The organism is Cyanobium sp. N5-Cardenillas (assembly GCF_024345515.1).
Taxonomy (GTDB): Bacteria; Cyanobacteriota; Cyanobacteriia; order PCC-6307; family Cyanobiaceae; genus Cyanobium.
In genome coordinates, this window is record NZ_JAGQBG010000098.1 from 1 (window position 1) to 10,904 (window position 10,904).

Below are 10,904 nucleotides of genomic sequence, written 5' to 3' on the forward strand. Positions count from 1 at the left end.
GCTCCCCCCACCTGGTGAGCTGGTGCGAGCGCATCCAGATCGATGACGCCTGGATCGCAGCCACCACCCTGCGGGACGACCTGGCCCGCTGGCAGCCCCTGGCCCGCCAGCACCGGCTCACCCCTTTCGAGCTGATCACGGCGGCGGCCTTTGCGCACTTCGCCCGCGAGCGGGTGGATCTGGCGGTGCTGGAGGTGGGCCTGGGGGGACGGCTCGATGCCACCACCGTCCACCCCCAGCGGCCGGTGATCGGCTTCGGGGCCATCGGCCTCGACCACCGCGAACACCTGGGCGACACCCTGGCGGCCATCGCCGCCGAGAAAGCGGCCGTGATGGGGCCGGGCTGCCGGGCCTTCAGCGCCGCCCAGGAGCCCGAGGCCCGCCGGGTGCTGGAGTCTGAAGCGCTGCGTTGCGGCGCCAGCCTGCAGTGGCTCGACCCCCTGCCCGCCGTGGCCGATGGCGGACCCGACCTGGGTCTGGCGGGGGAGCTGCAGCGCCACAACGGCGCCGTGGCCGTGGCCATGGCCCGGGCCCTGACGGCCCCGGACGGTCCATTGGCCGGCAGGCCCCTCGACGAAGGCATGGTCCGCGCCGGCCTGGCGGCGGCCCGCTGGCCCGGGCGTCTGGAGAGCCACCGCTGGCGGGGCCGCGAGCTGCTGATCGATGGCGCCCACAATCCCCCGGCGGCGGCCGCCCTGCGCCGGGAACTTGACCGGCTCGATGCTGGCCTGGCGGGCGGCCGGCCACGCCGCTGGCTGCTGGGCATCCAGCGCCACAAGGATGGGGCGGTGATGCTGGAGCTGCTGCTGCGGCCCGGTGATCGGGCGGTGGTGGTGCCGGTGCCGGAGCATGCCAGCTGGTCGCGGCAGGAGCTGGCAGCCGCCTGCCCCGGCCTGGCCGACCAGCTCGAGGAGGCCGCCAGCCTGGAGGCCGGACTGGACAGCCTGCTGGCCCCCGGCCCGCTGCCGCTGGTGGCCGGCTCCCTGTTCCTGCTCGGCGCTGTCCTTCCGCTGCTCGATGCCCACGAGGCTGACGAAGCCCCGTCGCTGGGCCAGCCTGGGGAGGTCCCCGGCAGCCACGGCCCATGACGACGGCCATCGGATCCGATGCCCCCAGGCCCGCCTGCGGCCCAGGAAGACCACGGGCCAGGACCCTCCTGGGGGGGCTCGTCGCCGGGCTCCTGCCCCTGCTGCTGGCGCTGGTGCTCCTTGGCCCCCTCCTGCTGGCCGCCCCCGGCGCCCGGGCCGACGGCCAGGACCGGGTGGACTACACCCTCACCAACCAGAGCGGCAAGGACTTCAGCGGCCAGCAGCTGGCCGGCAGTTCCTTCGCCGGTGCCACGGCCCGCCAGGCCCGCTTCAGGGAGGCCGATCTGCACGGGGCGATCCTCACCCAGGCGGCCTTCCCCGAGGCCGACTTCCGCGGTGCCGATCTCAGCGATGCCCTGATGGACAAGGTGGACATGAGCGGCACCGACCTCACCGGCGCGGTGCTGCGCGGAGCGATCGCCTCCGGCAGCAACTTCACCGGCGCCACGGTCACCAATGCGGACTTCACCGACGCCCTGCTCGACCGGGTGGACCAGCGTCACCTCTGCCGCGACGCCAGCGGCACCAATCCGGTGACCGGCGCCGACACCCGCCTGAGCCTGGACTGCGGCTGAGACGCTGGGCGCACCTCCCTACCTCACCCAGCCCCGCAGTTTGCCTGGGTTCATCAGGCCGGCCGGGTCATAGGCGGCCTTGGCCGCCACCTGATCGGCATCCACCACCCCCAGACCACCGTCCTCGACGGTGATGACATGGGGATTGAAGGGCACCGCCCCCAGCCCGCGGCACTGGGCAACGAGGTCGGCCAGGGCCTGGGCTCCCTGCCAGCGCACCAGGGGCAGGGCCGTCAGCCGCGGTGCCCCCATGTAGCGCACCCCCTCCAAGTGCCAGAGCACATCGCTGCCCCAGCGCCGGTGCACCGCCTCCAGCAGGGGCGCCTCCGGCCGGGGCAGCAGCAGCTGCAGGTAGGTCCAGTCGGGGGCCTGGGCCCGCCAGTGCAGGGTGGTGTGGTTCCAGGTGAGCTCCCCCAGGGGCAGGCCCCGACCCCGACCCGCCTCCGGGCGGGGGCCCCGCCAGCGGAGCTGGCCGCCCCGGGCCGCCAGCCAGCCGGGCAGCAGCTCCAGGCTGTCGGGGGCGACGTGCAGCAGCAACCGGTGTTCACCAGGCGCAGCGGCGGGACAGCCGGTCGGCCAGGGCATCCGGGCCGCCACCGGGGCCTCGAGCAGGCAGAGGGCGTTGAGCAGCAGGGCGGTGGTGGGCAGCTCCCGGGAGGCCTCCAGGGCCTCCGCCCAGTTGGCGAACCCCACCACCACCTGCTCCCAGGCCACCGCTTCGGTGGTGGCCAGCCGCAGGGCCGTGAGGATGCCGTTGGTGCCGTAGGCGTGGTTGAGGGGCGCACTGGCGGCGGCGTCGAGGTGCAGCAGCCGGGGTTCGTCTTCCAGCGTCACCACCTCCAGCCCCAGCAGGTGGCCCGGATCGCGCAGGAAGCCCCAGCGCAGGGACCCCAGGCCGCCCGACCCACCTGCAATGAAGCCCCCCAGGGTGGCGCTGCGGTAGGTGCTCGGGGCCAGCCGCAGGGCCCGGCCATGGGCCGCCAGCTGGCCGTCCAGGTGGGCCAGGATGCAGCCGGGCTCCGCCTCCATCACGCCACTGGCCGGGTCGACCGACCGCAACCGGTTCAGGCCGCCCATGTCGAGCACCAGCCCCCCGGCCAGGGGCACGCACTGGCCGTAGTTGCCGGTGCCGGCACCCCGCAGCGTCAACGGCACCCGATGGCGGGCGCAGGCGCCGGCCACCGCCATCACCTGCTCCAGCCGCTCCACCTTCACCGCCAGCTGGGCGCACCGGCCCTTGAGCAGCGGCTCCAGCACGGGCGAATAATCGTGGAAGTCGGCCGAGAGCCGGCCCAGCTCGGCGGGGGCAAGGATCGGCGTCAACGCCAGCGGGCTGGCCGCCAGTTCGTCGACCAGGGCCCGGATCCGATCGGGATCAACCGGTCTGTAGTCATCCATGGCAGGTGGTCAGCAGGGGGGACGGTTCTTCGCAGGGGGGCGGCTCCAGCCAGCGGCCGGCCCGCAGCACCCGCCGCCGGGGAGGACGGGCCAGCAGCTCCCCCCACGAGGAGACCCCCAGCACCAGCAGATCGGCCGGGGACCCCTCCCGCAGGACCCCGTCCCAGTCGAGGCCCAGCAGCCGGGCCGCCGCGGTGCTGAAGGGGCTCAGGCCGAGCCGGCGCCAGGGCACCAGGTGGCTGGCCGCCAGGCTGAAGCGCAGCAGGGCGATCGGATCGAAATCTCCCCCCGGAAACCAGGGATCCTGCACGTTGTCGCCCCCCACGGCCACGGTCACGCCGGCGTCCTGGAGCTGGCGGATCGGCGCCTGGGGCCGCAGGGACGGGGTGCGGCGCTGGTGTTTGCCGAGCAGCCACAGGTTGGTGGTGGGCAGGGCCACCACCCCCACCGCCGCGTCCGCCATCGCCTCCGCCAGACGGCGACAGGACCGATCGGCCAGCAGGGCCATGCTGCTGGCGTGGCTGCAGGTGAGCGGCACCACGATGCGGTGCCGCCGCAGCAGGACGCTCACCAGGGCCACGCCCCGGCCATGCTCCTCAGCGCTCTCATCGACGTGCAGATCCACCCCGCAGCCGAGGCGCTCCGCCAGCCGCAGCAGGGCCAGCAGCGCCGCGCTGTCGGCCGGGGTGGAGCGGAAGGGGGCGCCGACCACCCCCCCCAGCAGGCCGCCGCGGGCGGCGACCCAGGCGGCGAAGGTCCCACCCTCTGGCGTGCTCCAGTGGGCCACCGGCACCATGGCGACCAGCTGCAGCTCCACCCGGCCATGCCAGCGGTCGCGGAGCTCCAGCAGCACCTCCCAGCTGGGGGTGGCCCAGGGACCGAGGCTGTCGATGTGGCTGCGGATCGCCCGCAACCCGTAGCGCCAGGCCCGCTCCAGGGCTCGCTCTCCCCGCCGTCGCACCCCATCGGCCCGTCGCTCGGCCGCTTCCCGGCCATTGGCCGCCATGGCTCCGGCCATGGTGCCGTCGGGATTGGGGAACGCCTCAGCGCTGAAGGCCTTGTCGAGGTGGGCATGGGGCTCCACCAGTGGCGTGAGCGCCAGGGGCAGGGAGGTGAGCGAGCCAGCGGCCAGAGGATGGATGGCACGGATCCGGCCGTCGGCCTGCTCCAGCTGCACCGCCACCAGCCCCTGGTCGTCGGCGGCCGGCAGCCGGGCCAGGGGATCGAGCAGGGCCCTGGGGAGGCGCATCGGCGGCAGCAGGCCGGCCGGCGGCGGGTCGCTCACGGCATCGGGCTCCCCGGCGCGCTTTCGCCGGCGGTGAGCAGCACAAAATGGCCCGCGACCGCCAGGGTGACGGCGTCATAGCGGGGGATACTCCAGTTGGGCAGCACCTTCTCCCCGCCCAGCCTGGTGCCGTAGAGGCTCAGCAGGCCGAAGTTGTAGCGACGCGAATTGTCCCGGGCCAGGCGGCCCAGCACCTTGCGCTGGGAGCGCACCAGTTCCGGACAGTTCTGAATCAGCAACCGGGCCAGCAGCGGCAGCCCTTCGTTCTGGCACAGCTCCTCGCTGGCCAGCTCGGTCAGCTTGTCGGCGGCGAACTCCTCGAAGGCGGCGGGGCCGGGGTTGGTGACAGCGAGTCCGATCAGGCCCGCCGAAACGGCGGTGAGGCCCAGGAGGCCGGAAACGGTGCGGGTGGCGGTGGTCGGCGGTGGCAAGGGGGGGCCGGCGGGCTCACTTGATACATTGGCAAAGACCGCGGCGGGCGTCGCCAAGTGGTTAAGGCAGTGGCTTGTGGCGCCACCATTCGGGGGTTCGAGTCCCCTCGCTCGCCCTTCAGGCCCGGCGCTTCGGCGACGGGCTTCTTTTTTAGCCCGGCAACAGGTCCAGCAGGGCCTCGCCCCCCTGCCGGACCGGATCGACGCAGGGCAGCCCCGTTGCCGCCGCCGTCGCCTCCAGCGCCTCTGCCGCCGCCGGCCCGTCCAGCAGGGCGGTGTTGAGGGCGATGGCGGCCACCCGGAGCCCCCAGGCCGTCCCAGGGCCGCCAGGGCCTCGACGGCAGCGATCAGCTGGCCAAGGGGGGGGAGGGGGAAGGCCCCCAACCGCTGGACCGTGCGCTGACCGGCCCGGTGGACCAGCACCAGGTCGGTGGGCTGGCTGCCCCGGATCAGGGGCAGGGTGGCACTGGAGCCCGGGTGGCAGAGGGATCCCTGGCCCTCGATCAGCACCAGGGTGTCCGGGCCGGCGTCCGCGGCGGCGGCCAGCACCGCCCCTTCCACGGCGCCGGCGGCGTAGTCGATGCGGACGGCATCGAGGGCCACCCCGCCGCCACTGATCAGGATGCCGGCCTGGCCGGTGCCGACGAAGCGGGCGTCGAGGCCACGGCGCCGGGCGGCGGCCTGCAGCTCCAGACAGGCGCTCATCTTGCCCACCGACATATCGGTGCCCACCGCCAGCACCCGGCGGCCCGGCAGTCCGGCGGCACGGCCGGAGGCCACCGTCAGGTTGGGGGGCTCCCGGCGCAGATCCCAGATCCAGCGTCCCGGCCGCACCAGGGCCACCAGGGCCGGGTCGTCCCCCAGGCGGCTGTGCAGACCACTGGCCAGCGACAGGCCCGCCGCCAGGGAGGCCGCCACATCGGCACCCATTCCCTCGGGCAGGCGGCCGCCGGAGGGGGCGAGTCCCACCACCGCCACCTCGGGAGCGAACGGCAGCGCCTCCGCCAGGCTCCCCACCACCGGCACGGCCCGGTCGATCCCGGTGAGCTGCTTCAGATCGGCGCCGGAATGGGACGGATCCACCACCGCCACGATCGGTCCCTGGCGGTAGCGCAGCATCGCCAGGCCCGTCTTGCCGCTGAGGTTGTCGAGGCCCCCGTGCTGCAGCAGCACGATCGGGACGTCAGCCCCGAGCACGGATCACCCCCAACCCCGGGGACGCGGCGGGCCGCAGCCGATCACCGTCCAGGACGGGGCCGGTGAAGGGGTCGTCGACCAGGTTCAGGTGGCTGTCGAGGTCCGGCCAGCGCACCAGCGGCAGCAGCTGGGCGGCGGCGCCGTTGAGCAGGGCGCTGTCGGAGTAGCAGCCCAGCATCACGCCCAGCCCCAGGCGTTGCGCCGCCCTCGCCATCAGCAGGGCCTCCGACAGTCCGCCACTCTTGAGCAGCTTGATGTTCACCCCGTCGACGTAGGGGGCGAGCCGCACCAGGTCGGCCAGGTTCCAGCAGCTCTCGTCGGCCACCAGGGCGATGGGGCAGTCGAGCTCCAGGGAGGCGAAGGCGGCGCAGTCGGCCTCCGGATCCTCCAGGGGGGCCAGCGGTTGCTCCACCAGCACCACGCCCTGGGCATCCAGCCAGCCCAGCATCGGCAGGGCCTGCTCCAGGCTCCAGCCGCCGTTGGCATCCACCTGCAGTTCACTGGCCACCCCATCGCTCTGGTGGCGCCGCTCCAGCGCCTGGGCCACCGCCCGCACCAGCGCCCGGTCGTGGTCGAGGCCCTCCGGGCTGCCCAACTTCAGCTTGATGCGGGTGGCCGGCAGCTGGCCCCACCAGCGCTCCAGCCGCTCCAGCACCGCCGCCTCGCTGCCCAGGCCAAGGGTGACGCTGGTGGGGCTGATGGCGCGGTCGTTCAGGCCCCAGAGCCGCCACAGCGGCTGCCCCAGCCGCTGCCCCCACCAGTCGTGCAGGGCCAGATCCACGGCGCAGCGGGCCGGGGACGACAACGCCTGCAGCAGGGGCTCCACGGTCTGGAACGGTGCCGGCCCAAGCCCTTCCAGGGCCGGCAGAATCGCCTCCAGCTCAGCCGCCAGGGCTTCGGTGGTGTAGGTCCTGGGGCCCGTGTCGAAGCCGCCGGTTTCGCCGAGGCCGGTGATGCCGTCGTGCTCCAGTTCCAGCAACAGGTGCTCGACGGCAGCGGTGGTGCCGCGGCTGATGGCCAGGGGCACCGCCTTGGTGAGGGGAAAGCGGCTCAGACGGCAGCGCATTCCGGAAAGGGTCCAGGGTCTTCACGCTGCCACAGCCTCCCCGCTCACGGGGAGGGGCGATAGCGGAAACTGGATCCCATGACAGCCACCGTTTCCGGCCCGCAGGCCGACCAGGCGCCCTCGGCACGGCGCGGCAGCTACTGGATCACCACCTTCGGCTGCCAGATGAACAAGGCCGATTCCGAGCGCATGGCCGGAATCCTCGAAGCCATGGGCTACAGCCCGGGCGACGACGAGCACACGGCCGATCTGGTGCTCTACAACACCTGCACGATCCGGGACAACGCCGAGCAGAAGGTCTACAGCTACCTGGGGCGGCAGGCCCAGCGCAAACGGGCCAACCCCGGCCTCACCCTGGTGGTGGCCGGCTGCGTGGCCCAGCAGGAGGGCGAATCCCTGCTGCGCCGGGTGCCGGAACTGGATCTGGTGATGGGTCCCCAGCACGCCAACCGGCTCGAGACCCTGCTCACCCGGGTGGAGTCCGGCCAGCAGGTGGTCGCCACCGACGAGCACCACATCCTCGAGGACATCACCGCGGCACGGCGGGACAGCGCCGTGTGCGCCTGGGTGAACGTCATCTACGGCTGCAACGAGCACTGCACCTACTGCGTGGTGCCGGCGGTGCGGGGCCGGGAGCAGTCCCGCCTGCCCGAGGCCATCCGCCTGGAAATGGAGGGGCTGGCGGCACGGGGCTTCCGGGAAGTGACCCTGCTGGGCCAGAACATCGACGCCTACGGCCGTGACCTGCCCGGCATCACCGCCGAGGGCCGGCGGGCCCACACCCTCACCGACCTGCTGCGGGGGGTGCACGACGTGCGGGGCCTGGAGCGCATCCGCTTCGCCACCAGCCACCCCCGCTACTTCACCGACCGGCTGATCGACGCCTGCGCCGACCTGCCCAAGGTGTGCGAGCACTTCCACATCCCGTTCCAGAGCGGTGACGACAACGTGCTGCGGGCCATGGCCCGGGGCTACACCGTGGAGCGCTACCGGCGGATCATCGACCGCATCCGCCAGCGCCTCCCCGATGCGGCCATCAGCGCCGACGTGATCGTGGCCTTCCCCGGCGAAACCGATGCCCAGTACCGCCGCACCCTCGAGCTGATCGAGGCAGTCGGCTTTGACCAGGTCAACACCGCCGCCTACTCGCCGCGGCCGGGCACGCCGGCGGCCGACTGGCCCGACCAGCTACCGGAAGCTGTGAAGGTGGAACGGCTGCAGGAGGTGAACGCCCTGGTGGAGAGGGTGGCTGCGGAGCGCAGCGCCCGCTACCTGGGCCGCCGGGAGCAGGTGCTGGCCGAGGGGGTCAACCCGCGGGATCCGGATCAGCTGATGGGCCGCACCCGCACCAACCGGCTCACCTTCTTCGCCGCCGACCCCGGCGATGGCCGGCCCTACGGCCCCGGGGATCTGGTGGACGTGCTGATCGAGACGGTGCGGCCGTTCAGCCTCAGCGGCCGGCCCCTGGGCCGGGAACCGGGTCGCTGATACCTTTGGCCCTCTTCCCTGTGCCGATGGCCCCCCACCCCACCCGCGTCGGCCTGGTGTTCGGGGGAGCCTCCGGCGAACACGCCGTCTCGATCCGCTCGGCCCAGACCGTGCTGCGGGGGCTGCGCAGCGGCGCCAATGGCGAGCGCTACCAGGTCAGCTGTTTCTACATCGACCGCCGCGGCGGCTGGTGGCCCGAGGCCGTGGCGACGGCGGTGCTGGAGCGGGGCCTGCCGGCCGAAGCCGGGGATCTGCCAGGACCGGAGGAGCCTGGGGGCTTCCGGGGCTTCCCCGACGGCGCCCTGGAGATGGAGGTGTGGTTCCCGGTGCTGCATGGCCCCAACGGGGAGGACGGCACGATCCAGGGACTGTTCACCCTGATGGGGGTGCCCTTCGTGGGCTCCGGGGTGCTGGGGTCGGCCCTGGGGATGGACAAGCAGGCCATGAAGGCCGCCTTCGCCGCCGCCGGCCTGCCCCAGGTGCCCTACGCCTGTGTCGAGGCGTCCGAGCTGGACGCCAGCCCAGGTGACCGGGAGGCCCTGCTGGAGCGGCTGGAGAGCCAGCTGGGGTACCCCTGTTTCATCAAGCCGGCCAACATGGGCTCCTCGGTGGGCATCAGCAAGGCCGGCGACCGCGCAGCCCTGCTGGCGGGCCTGGAGCTGGCCGCGGGCCTCGACCGACGCCTGGTGGTGGAGCAGGGCGTGAAGGCCAGGGAACTGGAATGTGCCGTGCTGCAGCGCGCCGATGGCCAGGGGGACGGGCTCAGGTCCTCGGTGCTGGGCGAAATCCGCTTCGATGCCGACTGGTACGACTACGAGACCAAATACAGCGAGGGGCTCAGCCACACCGTGATCCCCGCTGTGGTGAGCGAGGCGGTGAGCGCCCGGGCCCGGGCGATGGCACTCGACGCCTGCCGGGCGGTGGCCGCCGGGGGCCTGGCCCGGGTCGATTTCTTCTACGACGAGGCCACAGGCAGCCTGTGGCTGAACGAGATCAACACCCTGCCGGGCTTCACGAGCCAGAGCATGTACCCCATGCTGTGGGAGGCCAGTGGATGTCCACTCCCCGACCTGGTGCACGAATTGGTGCTGGGCGCGGGAGGATCGGGGCAGCGGTTGAACGTGGAAGGTACGGCGCCATGATCCATGGCCTGCTGTGGCTGCCCCTGCTGGCGGCCTTCGTGCTCCTGGTGGCCCTCGGCTGGATCGAGCGGCGACGGCAGCAGCTCTTCCGCGACTGGGCCAGCGGTGCCGAACTGGCCAAGCTGGACGGCTGTGGGGCCGCCCGGCTCATCGAGGGGGAACTGAGCTGGAGCAAGTTCGTGGCCGGCAGCTTCCAGCCGGTGGGCTCCTTCAGCGTCAAGCGCCTGGAAATGGTCGAGCTGCTCTCGCTCAGTTCCGGAGAGGCCCCCCTCACCGAGGAGAGCGAGGGGGCCTGCCGGCTGCGGCTGGTGGGCGGTGGCCAGCAGGCGGAGCTGCCCTTCGCCGATGCCCGCCGGGCCCGGACCTGGATGGATGAGCTCATGGCGCGCTCCCGCTGCGAGCTGTGAAGCGGGCCCCCTCTTCGCAGGGCGCACCCCCTTCTCCGGGAGCGCCGCTGCCTCCCGGGGTGCTGCGCCGCAAGGAACTTCGCCGTCAGCGCCGCAGCGAGCGCCTGCGCCTGCTCTGGCGCATCCTGGTCTTCAGCGCCGTCTCCGCCGGCCTGGGCTATCTGCTGCTGCGGCAGGGCTGGACCCTCCGGGAGCCTGCCCAGGTGGAGGTGATGGGCAGCGCCGTGGTGAGCCGCGACCAGGTGATCACCGCGGCCGGGCTGCGCTTCCCCCAGCACCTGATGGCCCTGCAGCCGCGCCAGGTGGCCAGCGACCTGATGGGGGCCCTGCCCGTGAAGGAGGTGAGGGTGAGCCGGCTGATGCTGCCGCCGCGGCTGCGGGTGGAACTGAAGGACCGGGAGGCTGTGGCCCGGGCGGAGCGCCGCACCGATGGCGGCCCGGAGATGGGCTTTGTGGATGGTCTGGGCAACTGGATGAGCATCCGCCAGCACATGGGGGTGCGCAGCCAGGGCGACCTGTCCCTGCTGGTGGTCGGCTGGAACGCCCGCCACCGGGCCGTGCTGGCCAGGGTGCTGAAGGAACGGGAGGTGCTGGGTCCCGGTCTGCGGGAAATCCGCTTCGAACCGGACGGCAGCCTGTGGCTCACCATGACCCAGCTGGGCCAGGTGCGGCTGGGCCCGCCGGATGCCCGCCTGCCCCGGCGGCTGGAGGTGGTCGCCCACCTCAGCCGCAGCCTGCCGACCAGTATGAAGGGAGCCCCGCCGCAGCTGATCGATCTGAGCGATCCCGAACAGCCCGAGCTGAGCCTGGGCCACCGCGGCGGATCC

At 73.0% G+C, this 10,904-nt stretch carries 10 protein-coding genes, 1 tRNA gene and 1 pseudogene; 7 read left to right on the forward strand and 5 right to left on the reverse strand.

The features are described 5' to 3' along the window. On the forward strand, positions 1-1,088 hold a 1,088-nt coding region (locus KBZ04_RS09170), incomplete at its 5' end, for a bifunctional folylpolyglutamate synthase/dihydrofolate synthase (protein ID WP_254991652.1). Then, on the forward strand, positions 1,085-1,663 hold the full coding sequence (locus KBZ04_RS09175; RefSeq protein ID WP_254991653.1) for a pentapeptide repeat-containing protein: 579 nt from the start codon (positions 1,085-1,087) through the stop codon (positions 1,661-1,663). The genes KBZ04_RS09170 and KBZ04_RS09175, both read left to right, overlap by 4 nt. A gap of 18 nt (positions 1,664-1,681) precedes the next feature. On the opposite strand, the gene KBZ04_RS09180 is transcribed toward KBZ04_RS09175, so the two are convergent. From KBZ04_RS09180 to KBZ04_RS09190, 3 genes are read right to left on the reverse strand one after another with little or no spacing between them, the layout of a single operon-like run. Continuing rightward, the gene (locus KBZ04_RS09180; RefSeq protein ID WP_254991654.1) at positions 1,682-3,061 is read right to left on the reverse strand and encodes an FAD-binding oxidoreductase; all 1,380 of its coding nucleotides are present in this window, start codon (positions 3,059-3,061) and stop codon (positions 1,682-1,684) included. Continuing rightward, positions 3,054-4,310 (reverse strand): cytosine deaminase, encoded by a 1,257-nt coding sequence (locus KBZ04_RS09185; protein ID WP_254991661.1) that lies wholly within the window; start codon positions 4,308-4,310, stop codon positions 3,054-3,056. Before KBZ04_RS09185 ends, KBZ04_RS09180 begins: the two co-directional genes overlap by 8 nt. Before the next feature lie 32 nt (positions 4,311-4,342). Then, positions 4,343-4,834 (reverse strand): DUF4359 domain-containing protein, encoded by a 492-nt coding sequence (locus KBZ04_RS09190; protein ID WP_254991655.1) that lies wholly within the window; start codon positions 4,832-4,834, stop codon positions 4,343-4,345. Here KBZ04_RS09190 and KBZ04_RS09195 point away from each other — a divergent pair. Beyond that, positions 4,821-4,893: transfer RNA gene (locus KBZ04_RS09195), tRNA-His, on the forward strand. The two genes, KBZ04_RS09190 and KBZ04_RS09195, sit on opposite strands and share 14 nt — an antisense overlap. A 35-nt stretch (positions 4,894-4,928) precedes the next feature. Here KBZ04_RS09195 and KBZ04_RS09200 read toward each other — a convergent pair. Next, positions 4,929-5,974, reverse strand: a pseudogene (locus tag KBZ04_RS09200) (DUF1611 domain-containing protein). Beyond that, on the reverse strand, positions 5,961-7,040 hold the full coding sequence (locus KBZ04_RS09205) for a dipeptide epimerase (protein ID WP_254991656.1): 1,080 nt from the start codon (positions 7,038-7,040) through the stop codon (positions 5,961-5,963). Before KBZ04_RS09205 ends, KBZ04_RS09200 begins: the two are co-directional and overlap by 14 nt. Before the next feature lie 78 nt (positions 7,041-7,118). Here KBZ04_RS09205 and miaB point away from each other — a divergent pair, with 78 nt between their 5' ends. The 4 genes from miaB to KBZ04_RS09225 form a co-directional block, all read left to right on the forward strand. Then, complete coding sequence (gene miaB, locus KBZ04_RS09210) at positions 7,119-8,528, forward strand: tRNA (N6-isopentenyl adenosine(37)-C2)-methylthiotransferase MiaB (protein WP_254991657.1); 1,410 nt, start codon at positions 7,119-7,121, stop codon at positions 8,526-8,528. A gap of 26 nt (positions 8,529-8,554) precedes the next feature. Continuing rightward, a complete protein-coding gene (locus KBZ04_RS09215; RefSeq protein ID WP_254991658.1) occupies positions 8,555-9,670 on the forward strand; it encodes a D-alanine--D-alanine ligase family protein in 1,116 nt (371 codons plus the stop codon). Then, positions 9,667-10,077 carry a hypothetical protein gene (locus KBZ04_RS09220; protein ID WP_254991659.1) on the forward strand — a complete coding sequence of 137 codons (411 nt, stop codon included), beginning with the start codon at positions 9,667-9,669 and terminating at the stop codon, positions 10,075-10,077. The genes KBZ04_RS09215 and KBZ04_RS09220 overlap by 4 nt, the downstream gene beginning before the upstream one ends. A gap of 59 nt (positions 10,078-10,136) precedes the next feature. Beyond that, positions 10,137-10,904: cell division protein FtsQ/DivIB (locus KBZ04_RS09225; RefSeq protein ID WP_254991660.1), on the forward strand; the 768-nt coding region annotated here is incomplete at its 3' end.

Bases quoted from the DNA above. Each gene is read 5' to 3' on its own strand.
- KBZ04_RS09175 (WP_254991653.1), top strand. From the start codon at position 1,085: ATGACGACGGCCATCGGATCCGATGCCCCCAGGCCCGCCTGCGGCCCA.
- KBZ04_RS09180 (WP_254991654.1), bottom strand. From the start codon at position 3,061: ATGGATGACTACAGACCGGTTGATCCCGATCGGATCCGGGCCCTGGTC.
- KBZ04_RS09185 (WP_254991661.1), bottom strand. From the start codon at position 4,310: ATGCGCCTCCCCAGGGCCCTGCTCGATCCCCTGGCCCGGCTGCCGGCC.
- KBZ04_RS09205 (WP_254991656.1), bottom strand. From the start codon at position 7,040: ATGCGCTGCCGTCTGAGCCGCTTTCCCCTCACCAAGGCGGTGCCCCTG.
- miaB (WP_254991657.1), top strand. From the start codon at position 7,119: ATGACAGCCACCGTTTCCGGCCCGCAGGCCGACCAGGCGCCCTCGGCA.
- KBZ04_RS09215 (WP_254991658.1), top strand. From the start codon at position 8,555: ATGGCCCCCCACCCCACCCGCGTCGGCCTGGTGTTCGGGGGAGCCTCC.
- KBZ04_RS09220 (WP_254991659.1), top strand. From the start codon at position 9,667: ATGATCCATGGCCTGCTGTGGCTGCCCCTGCTGGCGGCCTTCGTGCTC.